Below are 16,771 nucleotides of genomic sequence, written 5' to 3' on the forward strand. Positions count from 1 at the left end.
CAAAAAAGCGGATTTTCGTGATAAAAATCTATTCCATACCGCGGATAATGTCGCGAAGCCGCGCCGCTTCCTCGAAATCGAGGCGTGCGGCAGCCTCTTTCATTTGACGTTCCAGGTCTTCGAGCTTGGACGAATCGGATGTCTGTTCCAGCAGTTTGGCGTTTTCAGCGCGTTTTGAACCACGTGCGCCCTTCTTCTTCGTCTTGCTCGAAGGCTGTAGCGGTTCCATGGGGCGGATGCCGTTGCCATCGTCTTCCCAGTCCTCGTCGACGGAATCGTCGCCGATATCGCCGAGCGGGTCGTTGATTCTCAGGTCGTCTTCCAGCTTGCGGGTCACGGACTTCGGGGTGATTCCATGTTCCTTGTTGAATTCTTCCTGAACGCTGCGACGGCGGGCGGTTTCGGTGATGGCCTTGTCGAGGCTGTCGGTCATGTTGTCCGCGAACAAAAGCACCGTGCCGTTCACGTTGCGGCTTGCGCGGCCCATCGTCTGGATTAAGCTGCGGTAGTTGCGCAGAAATCCTTCCTTGTCGGCGTCGAGGATCGCGACCATGCTCACTTCGGGCAGGTCCAGGCCTTCGCGCAGCAGGTTGATACCCACCAGCACGTCGAATTCACCGGTGCGGAGTCCGCGAATCAGTTCGTGGCGTTCCAGCGTCTTGATATCGCTGTGCAGGTAGCGCGCGCGGATTCCCGCTTCCACGAAAAAGTCGGTGAGGTCCTGCGCCATTTTCTTGGTGAGTGTCGTGACCAGTACGCGGTCGCCGTTCTTGACGACTTCCTCGATGCGGTACAGGAGCACGTCCATCTGGCCCTTGATGGGGAACATCTCGATTTTCGGGTCCAAAAGTCCGGTGGGCCTGTTAATTTGTTCGGTAACGACGCCGCCCGTCTTGGTAAGTTCGTAATCGCCGGGGGTGGCGCTCACAAAGAGCACCTGCTTCGGGTACATGTACTCGAATTCGGCGAAGTTCATGGGGCGGTTGTCCAACGCGCAAGGCAGGCGGAAACCGTACTGCACCAGCGTGGTCTTGCGGCTCTTATCGCCCTCGGCCATGCCGCCCACCTGCGGAATGCTCACGTGGGATTCGTCAATCATCAAAAGCCAGTCATCGCCAAAGTAGTCGATAAGCGTGAAGGGGCGCGTACCCGGGGCGCGGTTTTCGATAATGCGGGAGTAGTTTTCGATGCCGCTGCACATGCCGGTTTCGCGGATCATTTCCATGTCGTAGCGGGTGCGGCTGCTGAGACGGGCCGATTCCAGCACCTTGCCTTCCTTGTCGAGTTCCGCGAGGCGGTCGGTGAGTTCCATCTGCATGCGCTGCAGAATGCCTGCGCGACCTTCTTCCTTGGTCACGAAGTGCTTTGCCGGAGCGATGGTCATTTCGTCCATTTCCTGAGTGACTTCGCCGGTAATGATGTTGAAGCGAACGAGCCTGTCGACTTCATCGCCGAAAAGCTCGATGCGTAAGCCCTCTTCGTCGTAGCTCGGGTGAATCTCGATCACGTCGCCGTGCACGCGGAAAGAACCGCGCTCCAGACTGAAATCGTTTCTCGTGTATTGAATGCGCACCAGGTCGTGGAGAATCTTGTCGCGGTCGTAAACGTCACCCTTCTTGATGCGAACCATCAGATCGAAATATTCGCTCGGGCTTCCCAAACCGTAAATGCAGCTGACGGAAGCGACGATAATTACGTCGCGGCGGGTCAAAAGGTTCGCGGTGGCGCGCAGGCGGAGCTTGTCGATTTCGTCGTTGATGCTGGCGTCTTTTTCAATAAAGGTATCCGTGTGCGGAATATAGGCTTCGGGCTGGAAGTAGTCGTAATAGCTCACGAAATATTCTACCGCGTTGTGCGGGAAGAAAGCCTTGAATTCCTGGTAGAGCTGGGCTGCAAGCGTCTTGTTGTGGGTCAAAATCAGCGTTGGCTTGCCCACGTTCTTGATGACGTTCGCCATCGTGAAAGTCTTGCCGGAACCCGTGACGCCAAGCAATGTCTGGAACTGTTCGCCGTGCTTGAATCCTTCCGTTAATTCTTTGATGGCCTTCGGCTGGTCGCCCGCTGCCCCGTAAGGGCTCACCAGTTCAAAGTTTGCGCGCGTCGGCGACTGGAACTGCTTGAGGTGACCCGGCAAACTCTTTTCGGGCGGTAGCGGTTTCGCTATCGGTTTCGCATACGGGTCGGGTGTAATTGTCTTGCGTGCGCGAGCCATGTGATATAAGAATAATTGATGAATAATGAACAGTGAAAAATTAACAATAAATAAAAGGTTTCATTTTAATTTTATATTTGGTTTGTAATGGAATTGTTGAAAAAAATAGGATTGCTCTTGTTTGTTTTCGTGACGCTTGTGGCCGCGGCAACGGAAGATGCGTCCGAAGACGATTTTCAACGCTATTCCGTGGTCCCGATTTTGGGCTATACCGAAGAGACGGAATTCCAGATTGGCGTGATGGCGCTGCTGTTTTTGCGCCCCGACGAACCGAAGGGCAATGTCCCCGAAATCGGCCTTACAGCGTATGGTTCGACGCGCGGTCAGTTGCAGTTGCAACTGGAACCGTACTACTACCTGTTCCACGATCAAATCAGTATTTGGGGGTTGCTCAAGTATCAAGATTGGGTGGCTGGTTACTATGGTCGCGGCAACGATCCGGATATCGATATTTTCACTAATTTTAACCGCAAAAAATTCCAGTATGGCACGCGAATCGAATCGAGAATCGGACTTCCGAAGGCGTTCAAGTACGGTGTCGAAGTCCATGCGGAATACACCGAAATCGATTTCGAAGAAGGAAAAATAACGGATTTGCCGGATGACCATTCCGGTTGGCGTAATGGTGCGGGCTATTTGTTTGGGGTTGATACTCGCGACAATATCAACTGGACGCGTCATGGCTTTTTAGCCCAGTGGCAGCAAATGTTCTACAGCGATCTCCTTGGGGACTACACTTTTGATGTAGAATCTTTGGACCTGCGCGGTTACTCGACTTTAACTCAAACGACAACGATGGCGCTAGGTTTCTTGTGGCAGCGTGCCGGTGGCGACGTGCCTTTCGACATGCTTGCAGGGCCCGATGGAATCTGTCGGTTCCGCGGTGTAGAAAGCCTGTATTTTGGCGACAACCAGGCGGTAATCATGCAGGCCGAAGTCCGTCAGTTTATCTGGTGGCGCCTGGGTAGCCATGTATTTTTCGAAGGCGGAAAATCGGGTCGCTATTTTAGTGAACTTGTTCGTAACGACTGGCACCGGTCTGTTGGCGCAGGCGCTCTTTTGGGCCTGAATTTAAAGCAGAACCTGTTTGCCCGTGCCGATTTCTCTTGGGTCGATTTTGACCATTTAGGCCTGTCTTTCTACGTCCGTCAAGCATTTTAGCGCAAAAAATGCGCAAAAACGGCAGATTGTGTGCATTTCGTCCCTAAATTAGGGCTATATGTCGCTTTTGTAACAATTTAGACAACTCATTTGTTATTTTTTTCTATCTTTGCCCCAAAAAAGTTACGAGGTATAATATGAACGAAATGAAAGAAAAACTCAAGGCCTTCTTTATGTCTGATCTCGGTGTTGATGGCGACGTGCTTCAGTTTGACACTCCGCTTTTCGGTGAAGAAATTGGCCTGGATTCTGTGGATTCCCTTGAAATCATCTCCTTCGTTGACAGCAACTTCGGCGTGTCCATGACTGGCGTTGCCAAGGAAAACTTCCAGAGCATCGATACGATCGCTGCTTACATCGAAGCTCATAAGGCCTAAAGAATTTAGCCGGGGACACGTTCTCGGCTCTTTTTTTGTTTTTTCGCATCCTGGAGCTTGGCGATAGGATGCATCTATCTTTGGAAAGAATATGACCCCTAATGACAAGCGTTGTGTAGTTACAGGTTTAGGCGTCATTTGTGCCGTCGGTAACAATGTCGAAGAAACTTGGAAGAGTGCCCTGGAATCGGTTTCCGGCATTCATAAGACCACTTCTGTTGATACGGTGAACTGCTATGCGGACTTGGCTGCCGAAGTCAAGTGCGACACCCTTGATGAAATTGACGCTCCCGAAGAAAAGGACCGCGTCTCGAAACTTTGCATCAAGGCTGCAAACGAAGCTTTGGCCGATGCAGGACTCAAGAACTTTGGCGATGACCAGCGCGTGAGCGTGGTGATCGGAAGTTGCGTGGGTGGCGTTCTTTCAATTGAACAGTATCATCAGCATGGTCGCGACGCTTCTGAAATTGCCAAGATGCCGATCGCTTCGATCGCCTCCCAGGTGGCCGAAACTTGTGGTGCTGGCGGTATTGTCACGAATGTGGCGAACGCTTGTGCTGCCGGTACGATTTCGATTGCGGTGGCTTGCGACTTGATTCGCGCCGGCAAGGCTGACGTTGTCATTGCGGGTGGTGCCGATTCTTTTGCCTCGGTGCCTTATTCCGGATTCCTTTCTCTGCATGCGCTTGATGAAAACGGCTGCTCTCCGTTCAACCGCTGCAACGGCATTACGCTCGGCGAAGGCGCCGGCATCGTGATTGTCGAATCTTACGAACATGCTCAAAAGCGCTCGGCCAAGCAGTATTGCGAAGTGCTCGGTTCTGGTGTCACCAGCGATGCAAACCACATTACCGCTCCGCGCGAAGATGGCCTTTGCCTTAAGGAAGCGATTAACCGCTCCGTCAAGAATTCCGGCATTGCAAAGACTGACATCGGTTACATCAATGCCCACGGTACGGGTACGGGCAAGAACGATAACGCCGAAATGACGGCCTTCAAGGCCTACTTTGGCGAAGAAAACCCGACGGTGAGCGTGAGCTCCACCAAGGTGCTTACGGGCCACTGCCTGGGTGCCGCTGGTGCCATCGAAGCCGTCTTTAGCATCAAGGCTCTTACCACCGATACGGTGCTTCCGACCTTCCCGTATAGCGAAGAACAGTCCGCCGCCCTCAAGGAAAAGGTCGGCGACATGGACTTTGTGCAGAACAAGGCCCGCCATAAGGAACTCAAGTGCGTGCTGAGCAACAATGTGGCATTCGGTGGTACGAATGCCGCAATCGTCTTCTCGAAGGAAGCGGGTAACGTGTCTGCCCAGAGTGCAGCAGGCAAGAAGATTGCCGTGACGGGTCTTGGAATTGTATCGCCGCTCGGCAACAGCAAGACCGCTTACGTCGAAGCCGTGAAGGCCGGCAAGAAGCCCGAGTCCGCCTCGGTGCGTTCGACAATCGCTCTTGACGACTACAAGGAACTTGGCATCAAGATGGCCTTCTACCGCAAGCTCGACAATTTGGGCCAGCTCCAGACGGTTTCGGGCATGCGTGCGCTGCAAGATGCAAACTTCAAGGTTTCCGATCAAAACGCTATGGATATCGGTATCATCGTGGGAACCAGCGAAGGCGGTCTTGGCGCCACTTACGATTTTGAAGAACTGATTGCTGAACTCGGCAATGCCGGCGGTTCCGCTTTCAAGTTCCCGCACACCGTTTACAACGCGGCTGGCGGTTACCTCTCTATTTGTTCGGGCATCAAGGGCTACGGTGTGACCATTACCACCGGTCCGCTTTCTGGCCTCGATAGCATCGGCTACTCCATGAACGTGATTCACGACGGTCAGGAACAGGCCATGATGGCTACCGGTACCGACGAAAACCTGCCGATTATTACGGAATTTGCCCAGAAACTTGGCGTGGCCGCAAACGACGTGGTCGCTCCTTACGCAAATGCCGAAGGCTTTGTGGTGGGCGACGGCTCCGTGTCGATTCTGCTCGAAGAAGAAGAATATGCCAAGGCCCGCGGCGCCAAGGTTTACTGCTACGCTCTCGGATTCGGCCATGGCCGCAAGAATGTGAAGTTCGGTAAGCTCTCGGGTTCTGACGAAGCTTTGGACAAGGCCATTGCCGATGCCCTGGCCGATGCCGGCATTACGGCAGCCGACGTGGATGCTGTTTGCGGTTTTGCCAACGGCTGCAAGAAGATTGACGACATTGAAAAGGGTGCCCTTAAGCGCGTGTTTGGCGAAAAGCTTGCCGCGATGCCGCTCTTCGAAGTCAAGGAACGCACCGGTGAAGGCCGTGCGGGGTCTGCTGCCCTTGCCGCTGCCGAAGCCGCTCTCCTTTTGAGCGGTGAACTTGCAAACGACAACGCCTACTTTGTGGCGGCAGACGGTTCTGTCTCGGCAAAGACGGCTGAATCGGCAAATCTCAAGAAAATTTTGGTTATCTCTTATGCGACGGGCGGTTCTTACAGCGCAGTCGTGTTCGGAAAATAGTGCTTAGGTAGAAGGAGCTTGAATATGAAAGTAGCTTTGGTAACAGGTGCATCTAAGGGAATCGGCAAGGCTTGTGCCTTGCGCCTTGCTCGCGATGGCTATACTGTCGTGGTGAACTACTCCAGTTCCGATGAGGCTGCCCAGCAGACTTTGGACCAGATTAAGGCCGAAGGTGGCGACGGCATGATTTACAAGGCGAATGTCGCCGACCTTTCTCAGGTGAAAGTCATGATCCGCGAAGTCTTCAAGGCATACGGTCGCATTGACGTGCTCGTGAACAACGCCGGTATCGTTCGCGACGAATACCTGATGATGATGAATCCCGAAACCTTGGACAAGTGCTTCGACCTGAACGTGAAGGGTTATTTCTACTGCGCACAGCAGGTGGCCGTGAAGATGTACAAGCAGAAGTCCGGCGTGATCATTAACATGAGCTCCGTTTCTTCGAAGTTCGCTCTCGCAGGCCAGGCTGTTTACAGCGCCACGAAGGGCGCCGTGAATTCCCTGACGCAGACGCTTGCCAAGGAACTCGGCGGTTTCGGTATCCGCGTGAATGCCGTGGCTCCGGGCTTTATCGCTACCGAAATGATCGAAGCGATTCCTGAAGAAACCCGCAAGGGCTACCTCGAAAAGATTCCTCTAAAGCGTTTTGGTTCTGCCGACGAAGTCGCCAACATTGTTTCTGCCTTGGCTTCTGACCAGTTCGCCTATGTGACTGGCCAGGTGTTCGTGCTCGATGGAGGTCTTTCTCTATGATGAATATTTACGAAATCAGCGAAAAGATTGCTCAGCGTCCGCCGTTCCAGATGATCGAAAAGGTCACGGAACTGGTGCCGAATGAATCTGCCGTGGGCATCAAGAATGTGAGTGTGAACGAGCCGTACTTTACCGGTCACTTTCCGGGCACCCCGATTATGCCGGGCGTGCTCATTGTGGAAAGCTGCGCTCAGCTCTGCTCGCTCGTGATTGAAAAGCCTGCCGAAGATTTGGAAAAGAATCTCTATGTGCTTTTGAAGATTGACGGATTCAAGTTCGTGAAGCCGGTGATTCCGGGCGACCAGCTTGAAATCTCTGTCAAGAAGACGAAGGAAGGCGGCGTGTTGGTCGGTTTTGACTGCATCGTGAAAGTGAACGGCAACGTTCATGCCAAGGGCGCCTTGACGTTCACAAGCATCCCGAAGGAAAGTTTAGGAAAGTAATGGCTAGTGTGTAATGTGTGATGACTAATGATAATTTCACATCTCACATTCCACATTTCACATCTCCTCTGCCTCTGAATTTTATATATCGTGAACGATAAAAAGAAAAATATTTTTGTCGAAAGTTTTATGCGGCTCTTTATGGTGGTAGTCATCTACACCGTGCGCGTCTATTTGCTTGTTTGGTACCGCCCGAAGGTGACCTTTGTCGGTAACACGGTAAAGTCTCCGCGCTTGAAGACGCCCTCGGTGATTATTGCAAACCATACGAGTATGTGGGATCCCCTCATGATGCTCGCTATCTTTTTCCATCACAAAAGCATCGTGGTGGCTAAAGACCAGATTGAAGACCCGCATTTTAGTTGGGCGCTGACCCGCGTGAAGTGCGTGATTCCTTGCGACCGCTTTAACATGGACACCGAATGGGCCTTGCTTGCCAAACGTGAACTGGAAAAGGGAAACAACGTCATTATTTTCCCTGAAGGCAAGTGCCGCTATGACGGCTTGTTGAACGAATTCAAGACGGGTTTTGCGTTCCTTGCCCGCAGTACCGGCGCGCCAGTGCTTTCGGTGGGAATCGACGGCATTTATAAGCGAGGCCATCGCACGCAGATTGTAGTGAGCGAACCCGAAAAGATTGAACGCGTGAAGGGTATTCCTTCTTCAAAGCACTTGGCCGAACGCAGCGAATACTTCCGACAGAAAGTCTGGGGTCTCAAGCAACAGGCGCTTGGCGTCACTAATGCGCCGGAGCTCCCGGTCGCGGCTGAAACGCCCGAAGAGGTGCAGGCATGAAGACGGGGTTGGTGTTAGAGGGCGGTTCTCGTCAGACCATGTTCAGTGCAGGCGTGATTGACACCTGGCTCGACGAAGGGATTGATTTTAATTACGTGGCAGGTGTTTCTGCCGGAGCCCATGCGGCGGTGAACTTCATTACGCGCCAGCAGGGCCGCTTGCGTTTTATTGTGCTCCCGACTCGTTTGCAGAAAGGCAAAAAGTGGGCGAGCAAGTTCATCGGAATCCAAAAGGAATTCCATGCTTTGAACTATCTGGCTGCCGATGGCGAAATGCCGCTTGATTTTGAAGCGTACCGTAATTCCAAAATCGAATGCGAAATCGGACTAACCTGTTGCGAAACGGGACGCGCCGAATTCAAGAGTGAAAAGAACGACAAGAAGCGCTTGCTGGACTTGATCAGCGCCAGTTGCGCCTTGCCCATGATTTTCCCGATGGCGGAACTCGACGGCAAGCATTATGCCGACGGTTGCATTACCGCCGCAATACCGTTCGAGCGTGCGTTTGAAAAGGGCTGCGACAAGGTGGTAGCCATTTCGACCCATTATCCGGGCGAAGCGGTGACGGATTTCCGCAAGTACCGTGCGATTCTGAACCCGATGTACAAGCGCAAGTACCCGGATTTGTTCCGTGCGCTCATGATTCGCCTGAAACGCTACGAAAAAATGTTCGTACGCATGGAAAAACTGGAAAAAGAGGGCAAACTCTTCTTAATTCGCCCCATTATCGACTTGTGCGACCAGTTCGATACCAACATGGACAAGATGAATGAGTCCTATGAACATGGCGTTGAGATGGCAAAACGTAGCCTGGATGACCTCAAGGCGTTTTTAGAAATATAAATTTACATAGTAGAATTTACGGGGTAAGTAATCTTCATAGGAGGAGACTGTGAACTCTGCTGCCAAGTTTATTTTTTGTTGTGCACTGTCCAGCCTTTGTTTGACAGCGTGCGGTGGAGATTCCGGTTCTGGGACTGATAATTCCGGCACTGAAAGATCCAACTCTGAAAACGGTTCCTCTTCGAAGGAAGGATCGGACGTGTCTCGTGAGGTAGACGTCAAGTCTTCGGACGACCCGGTGATTAGGAGCGAAATCTGGGATTCCCGTACCGGCGAGACCATTGAAACCATCCAGATCGGCATGTATATCTGGCTGACCAAGAATGTGAATGGTAGTGGTTGGGGATCCTCCAGCGTTTGCTATGACGACGATGTCGAAAATTGCGATACCTACGGCAAACTTTTTGAATCGTGGTCAGCCGGTACAGCATGCCCGACGGGTTTTGATGTGCCTTTGAAAAGAGACTGGAAGTGGCTTGGCAATTACAGCGCCAAATACCCGACCACGGTTGATGCCCTGCAGTTGAATTACGGCGGTTACTGTTCCGACAAATCGGGTTTGTTAGATTGCAAAGGTCTCGGGGATTACGGTAAGTACCTGGCTCAAGACGGCATTGCCGTGTTTTCGCCGAAGTCTGCATCGCCGGCATTTGAAGAAGAACAAACGTTTACCTATTACCAGCTGCGCTGCAGGACCTATACTTATATTGTTGAATCTAAAAAGGACTTGCCCGTTTGCGATTCCATTAGTAAAGAAATCCTCGGACCGTTTTATGTCGTGAACGAGCAGACCAACTACCGTTGCCTCGGAACCCGTTGGGAAGACGATTTCAGTGAAAGTTGCAACCACGTTATTAAAAATACGGCGGTGACGATCAACGATACCATGTACATCTGTAAGTACAATTCTTGGCAGGTGGCCGATATCTCCGATGCGCGTGAAAACTGCACCGCCGCCAATGATTCGACGACCATGCTGTTTAACGGCGAGCGTTATGCCTGCGAAGATAGCACCTGGCGTAAGTTCACTGAAGTCGAAAAACAGTTGGGCTATTGCCGCGGCAAGTTGAAGGGAACTTTCGATACCCTCAAGACGAAAGTCGATTTGACGACGAAGATTCAAGAATATTTCTGTAGCGACGAAGGCTGGCGCCTGGCTGTGATGACGGACCATGTGGGCGAATGCGACAGTTCTAGAGTCTATTCGACGGTCAACTACCACGATGTGGACTATGTCTGCCGCAGCGACCGCTGGAATCAGTTGTCGAGCCTGGAAAAGGAACTGGGAATATGCATTCCCCAAAGACAGGGAATCATCGATTCGACTGAAAGCGGCTACTTCTATATTTGCGATGCGGCCGATTGGCGCCGTACGGTGCTGACCGACTTTATCGGCATGTGCGATTCCACGAGAATTGATTCGGTGGCAAGGCATGGCGGAAAGGGATATCTTTGCAAGACGGATGGCTGGTCCCAGTTGAGCGCCTTGGAAAATGAAATCGGAGTCTGCATTAAAGATAAAGTTTCTGGACTGGCCAAGACGGGCGACGGTGTCGATTACATCTGCACGACTTCGGGTTGGACTCGCGCGGTCCCTGCCGATATCGGAGGGGTTTGCGACAGCACGAAGCAATATAAGACCGTGAAGGTGAGCGGAACTAGCTACTACTGCAATGGTACAAGCTGGAGCACGATGTCTTCTATAGATGCTCAGCTCGGCTTCTGTACTGAAAAGATTCAGGGAAAAATCGATTCTACAGGCGAAGGTTCGTCGGTAGTTCGTTACTCCTGCGAATCGACCGGATGGAAGAAGATGACCGCCTTGGAATTCCGCTTCGGATTCTGCAATTCTAAAAACGACAGCACCAAAAAGGTGGTGCATGATTCCGTTTACGTGTGTAGCAAGAACGCCTGGAAACTCGGGACGATTACGGATATGTTCGGCGTCTGCGATTCTCTTGCCGCGGGCAAGACGGGCTCGTTCATGGGCGAGAAGTATGGTTGCCGCAAAAAATCTTGGCTGAAGATGAGCGACTTCGAAATTGAAAATGGATTCTGCAGCGAAAAGAATGCCGGCGAAAACATTAAGGTGGGTTCCGAATATTATGAATGTACCGTCTCTTCTACGAGTGCTTACTGGAAGAAAACGACTGACTTCAAGTATGTAATGGGCCCATGCCCCAAGGATACGACCTTCCGTAAGACCTATAAGGATACACTGTTTGTGTGTAGGTATACCAGGTGGGAACGTGTCACTATTAATGAGGAGTATGGTTACTGCGAACAGGGGGCTCCGAAAAAGACCGTCGTATTCAACAAGCAAGAGTATATATGCGATTACGGTGTAGTAGACGTTGATTGGCACCACATGACGACCATGGATTCCCTGTATGGAGTCTGCAACAGGACAAGGTATGGCGATACGGCAACCTATAAAAACAATCGCTACTTTTGCAATATAAACCGCGATGGCTTTGCTTGGGATTATGCCAGTTACAGGCAGTATATGGGACAATGTACATCTGCCAGGGAAGGGCATGAAATGTTTAACGGGTTCAATACAAGCAAGTGTACCTCTGGCAAGTGGATCGCCATTGTCAACGACTATATGACTGATAGCCGCGATGGGAAAAAGTACAAGATGGTTACGATCAAGGGACAGAATTGGATGGTTCAGGATTTGAACTATGTGACAACGGCTAGCGATACCAGCTGGGCAATGAATTCTAGAAGTGATGCGCGCTTGTATTCCCTGACTGTGGCAAAGAAAGTGTGCCCGTCAGGGTGGCGCTTGCCGACTAAAACCGAATGGGAAACTTTCCGTAGGACCTTTACATCTTTGTATGATTACGGTGAGTCCGGCATGCTTGCGGGCAGTTGGAGTAACCTTAATGGTTACTCGGCTGATGACTTCTATGGTGTAGCGATTTATCCGACAGGATATATGGAAGCTTATGTGTCGGGAGGCAATCTAGTGTCATCGCAACAGAATGGCAATAATGGAGCATATTTCTGGGCTTCCGATGGCTCGCTTATGACTTTTGGCCAATTTACCTCTTATCCGCGAATGGGGGGTGAGGTTGTTGGCGCTGCCGTAAGGTGCGTTAAGAATTAGGGTAAGGAATGATTTTGCATAGGGAGGATATCGTGAACTCTGCAATCAAGGGACTTTTCATTTTAGCGTTGTCGAGCCTTTGCTTGACGGCATGCGGTGGCGATTCTAGCAGCTCTACGAAGCCTGCTGCCGAGGACGAAACGGAATCTAGCGAATCTGGCTCTCTGGCTAGGGATCGCTCTTCCAGTTCGTGGGCGATGTCGAGTGCGACGACGGTCGTCGATGCCGACGCCAAGGATGTCCGCAATACGGAACATAGCCACGATTCTGAAGTTGATTCTGCGACGGGAACCTCCTTTACGACACATTCCGTTGGCATTTACACCTGGACCGAGCAGAACATCAATGTGAAATCCTCTGTGGCAAGAAACACCTGCTACGCTTACGATGATTCCAATTGCAACCCGTACGGAAGACTGTATCTCTCGAGCAATGCCGAAAAGGTTTGCCCCACGGGTTACACCTTGCCGACTGTTTCAGACTGGAAAAACTTGCTGCAGGCGGAACTGACGAAGACGGACTACGCGGGCATTTGTACCAAACGCGATACCTTGGAATGTACAGGTATCGGTGATTCCGTACGTTACCTTGCCAGCGATGGCTATGCCGTGTTGATGGACCGCTCCGGCTTGTTTGAACGTCAGATGGTCCGAGACAATGAATTCTATTCGCTGCGCTGCATTCGTTATAGGAGCATTGTGGAACGCATGGCGGATTTGCCCGACTGTGAAGATGACGGGAACAACAACTATGCCAGCATTTATGTGGTAGATCGTGATTCGAATTATTATTGTAGCGGCGGCAAGTGGTATTCTTCTAGCACCAAGGGCTCCTGCAGGGAACAGGAAACGGGCGACAAGTACTTGATCAAGGGCTATGTGTACATCTGCAAGAATGGCAGTTGGAGATTCACGACCATTGACGATGTGGATATCAAGTGTAACGATGACAACCGCTACGAGGAATACGTGGTAAACGATGTACGCTACGCCTGTGGCGACAATGGCATGGTTAAACTGACGTATCCGGCGACAGAACTTGGCTTTTGTAGCCCGAAGGTGGAAGGCAAGATGGCCGAAATAGATTCCGCGACCGCCTATGTCTGCGAAGACTTCTTGTGGAGAAAGGCGGAACTGGAAGACTATTACGGAAAGTGCGATTCGGCTAAGACAAACCAAATTATATCTTACAAGAACTTAGGTTACATCTGTTACAATAAATCGTGGAGAAGAACGACCGCGATTGAAGACGAATTCGGCGCTTGTACACCGGAGTTGCAGGATTCGCTACGTGAGACCAAGGACCATTATTATTATGAATGCTATTATGAAAATTGGCATAAGGCGGATAACAGCTTGGTCCTTGGAAATTGTACTAGTGAAAAGGAAGGCTTGAAAATCCTCATTGGAACGAACGAGTATGAGTGTGTCAACAATACGTGGAAACAACATGACAAAATGAGTAGGGAAATCGGTTTCTGCACCACGCAAAATGTGGGCGCAAAAGGGGTGTACCTCGATACGATTTACTATTGCGAAGCTGACCGCGGCTATGGTTGGCAAAAGGCAACGGAATTGGAAAAAACACTGGGATACTGCCGCAGGGATACCACATTTGTCGTAGAAAATTCCGGAAAATTCTATAAATGTTCTGGCTCTTGGAAAGAGGCGGCACAGAGTGATGTCCTTGGGTCTTGTAATTCCGCTAAAGGCGAAAAAAAGATTTTTAATGGCAGGGAGTTCGTTTGCGATACGACGGCCCTGAAGAGTAATGGAGCCTGGTATGCCATGACGGCTCTTGATTCTGCCTTGGGTGGATACTGCAGAACGGCCATTTTGGGAAAAGCGGTGAAACACAATGATACCATTTACGTGTGCCGTGTCGATAGCGAATCAAAGACCAAGAAAACTTGGACTATTGGAACATTTGAGGATTATAGAGGAAAGTGCGATAAGGACAACCTTGGACGTCGCGTGTTTAATGGCGTAGATACGGCAGTATGCATTTATAATTCATGTAGCACAGTTCGTGAAAGAACTTACGCCTATAATGGAAAAGATACGGAAATATGTGGCAAATACAATATAACGGGATATTTTTGGGAATCGATCGTGCGCGAAAGCATCACGGATAAGCGTGACGGAGCCGTGTATGGCGTGTTGACTTTTGGTACGCAAAAATGGTTGAACCGAGATTTGCAATATTGGACCACGAGCGCTTATGGAGGCGATGGATATAAAATGAGAGAGAACCCATATGTATTTGAGCCAGACATGTATCACTCGTTTTACTATGTGTGGAGTGATGCTCTGGGTGGTGCAAATATTTGCCCCGATGGGACTCGGATCCCGTCCAAAGCGGACTGGAAGACGCTTTTTGAATTTGCGGAGAGTTTGAATCCTGGCGAGGGTGTGGTTTCTTTACTTGATGATGATTGGCGAGTGAGTAGAACGGGGAAAGATTATTTTAACCTTGGTCTAAGAAGAAACGGCTTTATGGATATGGATTATTATCCGCTTGGTAACGACCCTTTGGTTGGTTCGGCTGATTATATGTCTCTTTATTATTGGACGACAGATGCGGGAAAGACAACGAGTACGGGAAGCGCTGTTTACGTCGATACGTTGCTCAATGTCAATTACCAAGTTGAAGCGCTGAAAGAAGACGCTTACACCATCCGTTGCATTGTAGATAAGTAAACGCGGGTCGTCTCTTTTAATCTCGGATGTTTAAACTCTCGCGGACGCTGGCGGGCTGCTTGCCGAGCAACTTGTAGAGTTTGCAACGGAAAAGCGGAATGGCGGCGATGACTCCTGCCGTTACGATGGCGATGGATAAGTAGGCGATGCCGGGTTGGTTGAATGTGCTGCGGAAGAGCAGACGCATGACCAGCAGAATGTACCAGTGAACCGCAAGAATCACGAGTGCGTTGCGCGAGATGTTTCGCAGGATTCCTTTGATAATTCGGATAGGCCCGATGTTTGGAATCTTGTCGGCTGCGACAAAGGCGGTTACAAGGCCTGCGATGCCGAAGAAGGAACTCGCGATGAATATCGGGAGTGATTTTCCGAGGATGTTGTTCATGATGCTGAAATTCGGGTCGGGAACTTCGAAAGCGGCGTAGAGAATGAACGCCGTGATGGATGTGGCGACCGCAAGACTCCAGGGAATGCTTTTTTTCCCTTTCACGCAGAGCCTGTTGCGAATGGGGTCCTTGCTCAGCCATCCGCAGGCGAAAAAGAATAGTACCGTCAAATCTCGCTCGATTCCGAGCGGCAAGCGAATGTGATTCTTGTAAAGAATCCAGCCGCCCGCAAGGCTTGCGATTGCGAAGACTGCGATAAACAATTTGCTTACGCTCTCTGTCTTCTCGGCCTTCTTATTGTCATGCCGCACTTGATGCGGCATCTCCTTTCTCGTTTGCGAAAAAAAGTGAATTGCAACCCATTGCACTCCGTAAAACATGAGGCTCACCGAATACAGCGTGAACACGAACCACAGCGGGCCTGACCCGATGGAAGATTTTCCGGCCACAAATGTTTTCGCGAGGTTCCAGTAGATGTAATCCCACACGGTCGCGATTTCGGGCTTGATATTCATGACCGTCATGCGCGGCGCTTTCGGGAACAAGTCGAAATTGTACAGCACCGGATCCAGCGCCAAGAACAACAGCGAAAGCAGAATGTAGGGAATGAGCAAGACGCGGGTTTTGTGAACAAGGTAACTTTTAAAATCGGGGAAGCGTCGCGTGCTGAAAAGCATTCCCGAAATGAAGAAGAACGCCGACATGCGGAGCGCACTCAGGTGCAACATCCCCATTTGCGCGTATGAGAAAGATTGCTCCACATGGTATAGGCATACGAGCAACAACACGAATCCCTTGAATTCGTCAATCCAGCCGATTCGACCCATTAATACCAGCGCCTCTCATCCCCGATAGTCGTCATAGGCCCGTGTCCGGGGAACACGACGGTTTCTTTGGGGAGCGTGAGGAGTTTACTCTTGATGCCTGTGACGAGCGCGTGGTCATCGCCGCCGAATAAATCGCTGCGCCCGCGACTGCCCGCGAACAGAATGTCGCCGGGGAACAGGAGCGGGGGAACATTCTTCTGTCCATTCACTTCGCCCGGGTTTTCGCAGTAAAACGCGATGCCGCCAGGGGAGTGGCCGGCCACGTGAATCACCTGCAAGCGAATGCCGGGCACCTCGACGGCATCGCCCTCGGCAAGGTAGTTGCCGAGTCCGGGCGAAGGCTCACGCATCGGGAGTCCGTACATTTGGCTCTGTTCTTCTTGCAAATCCAAAAGGAACGCGTCTTCTTCGTGTGCCTCGGGCTGCACGCCGTATTTGTTGGCGATGAATGCATTGCCTAGCACATGGTCCAAGTGCAGGTGCGTGTTCAACAGGTGCTTTACCGTAAGCTTGTTTTGCTCAATGTAGCGGGCGAGGGCTTGTTCCTCTTGCTCGCTTCCAGCGCTCGGGTCAATCAGAATGGCGTCGCCGGCGTCGTTACTTAAAACGAAACCGTTCACGCCAAAGGAATTGAAGACGAAGGGTTTGAGATTCATATCGTTAATATAAA

13 protein-coding genes and 1 pseudogene are annotated in these 16,771 nt (G+C 51.1%); 11 read left to right on the forward strand and 3 right to left on the reverse strand.

The genetic code is table 11. From position 1 onward, the window contains the following. Positions 1–28: 28 nt before the first annotated feature. Positions 29–2,212, reverse strand: a complete 2,184-nt coding sequence (gene uvrB, locus B7989_RS02150; RefSeq protein ID WP_088626972.1) for an excinuclease ABC subunit UvrB — start codon at positions 2,210–2,212, stop codon at positions 29–31. Between the two features lie 87 nt (positions 2,213–2,299). Between uvrB and B7989_RS02155 the strand changes: the two genes are divergently transcribed. The 11 genes and pseudogenes from B7989_RS02155 to B7989_RS14310 all read left to right on the forward strand — a co-directional run bounded on the left by B7989_RS02155 (position 2,300) and on the right by B7989_RS14310 (position 14,888). After that, on the forward strand, positions 2,300–3,373 hold the full coding sequence (locus B7989_RS02155) for a hypothetical protein (RefSeq protein WP_088626973.1): 1,074 nt from the start codon (positions 2,300–2,302) through the stop codon (positions 3,371–3,373). Between the two features lie 137 nt (positions 3,374–3,510). Beyond that, entirely contained in the window at positions 3,511–3,750 is a 240-nt protein-coding gene (locus B7989_RS02160) for an acyl carrier protein (RefSeq protein WP_072801095.1), read from the forward strand. A gap of 91 nt (positions 3,751–3,841) precedes the next feature. Continuing rightward, positions 3,842–6,238: a beta-ketoacyl-[acyl-carrier-protein] synthase family protein gene (locus B7989_RS02165; RefSeq protein ID WP_088626974.1), complete on the forward strand. Its 2,397-nt coding sequence runs from the start codon at positions 3,842–3,844 to the stop codon at positions 6,236–6,238. Positions 6,239–6,262: 24 nt separating this feature from the next. Then, positions 6,263–6,994 (forward strand): SDR family NAD(P)-dependent oxidoreductase, encoded by a 732-nt coding sequence (locus B7989_RS02170; RefSeq protein ID WP_088626975.1) that lies wholly within the window; start codon positions 6,263–6,265, stop codon positions 6,992–6,994. Then, positions 6,991–7,437 carry a 3-hydroxyacyl-ACP dehydratase FabZ gene (fabZ, locus tag B7989_RS02175; protein ID WP_072801092.1) on the forward strand — a complete coding sequence of 149 codons (447 nt, stop codon included), beginning with the start codon at positions 6,991–6,993 and terminating at the stop codon, positions 7,435–7,437. Before B7989_RS02170 ends, fabZ begins: the two co-directional genes overlap by 4 nt. A gap of 129 nt (positions 7,438–7,566) precedes the next feature. Continuing rightward, entirely contained in the window at positions 7,567–8,232 is a 666-nt protein-coding gene (locus B7989_RS02180) for a 1-acyl-sn-glycerol-3-phosphate acyltransferase (protein WP_088626976.1), read from the forward strand. Continuing rightward, positions 8,229–9,074: a patatin family protein gene (locus B7989_RS02185; RefSeq protein WP_088626977.1), complete on the forward strand. Its 846-nt coding sequence runs from the start codon at positions 8,229–8,231 to the stop codon at positions 9,072–9,074. The genes B7989_RS02180 and B7989_RS02185 overlap by 4 nt, the downstream gene beginning before the upstream one ends. Positions 9,075–9,123: 49 nt before the next feature. Continuing rightward, positions 9,124–12,189, forward strand: a complete 3,066-nt coding sequence (locus B7989_RS02190) for an FISUMP domain-containing protein (protein ID WP_088626978.1) — start codon at positions 9,124–9,126, stop codon at positions 12,187–12,189. A gap of 197 nt (positions 12,190–12,386) precedes the next feature. Next, a pseudogene (locus B7989_RS14300) lies at positions 12,387–12,710 on the forward strand (FISUMP domain-containing protein); the annotation flags it as partial. 443 nt (positions 12,711–13,153) lie between these two features. Further along, positions 13,154–13,204 carry a hypothetical protein gene (locus tag B7989_RS14305; protein WP_369829050.1) on the forward strand — a complete coding sequence of 17 codons (51 nt, stop codon included), beginning with the start codon at positions 13,154–13,156 and terminating at the stop codon, positions 13,202–13,204. Between the two features lie 55 nt (positions 13,205–13,259). Continuing rightward, a complete protein-coding gene (locus B7989_RS14310; RefSeq protein WP_369829051.1) occupies positions 13,260–14,888 on the forward strand; it encodes an FISUMP domain-containing protein in 1,629 nt (542 codons plus the stop codon). A gap of 16 nt (positions 14,889–14,904) precedes the next feature. On the opposite strand, the gene B7989_RS02200 is transcribed toward B7989_RS14310, so the two are convergent. Both B7989_RS02200 and B7989_RS02205 read right to left on the reverse strand, forming a co-directional pair. Continuing rightward, a complete protein-coding gene (locus B7989_RS02200; RefSeq protein ID WP_088626980.1) occupies positions 14,905–16,101 on the reverse strand; it encodes an acyltransferase in 1,197 nt (398 codons plus the stop codon). Next, positions 16,101–16,757, reverse strand: a complete 657-nt coding sequence (locus tag B7989_RS02205; protein WP_088626981.1) for an MBL fold metallo-hydrolase — start codon at positions 16,755–16,757, stop codon at positions 16,101–16,103. Before B7989_RS02205 ends, B7989_RS02200 begins: the two co-directional genes overlap by 1 nt. Between the last annotated feature and the right edge of the window lie 14 nt (positions 16,758–16,771).

The sequence above is a fragment of the Fibrobacter sp. UWB5 genome (assembly GCF_002210295.1).
Taxonomy (GTDB): domain Bacteria; phylum Fibrobacterota; class Fibrobacteria; order Fibrobacterales; family Fibrobacteraceae; genus Fibrobacter.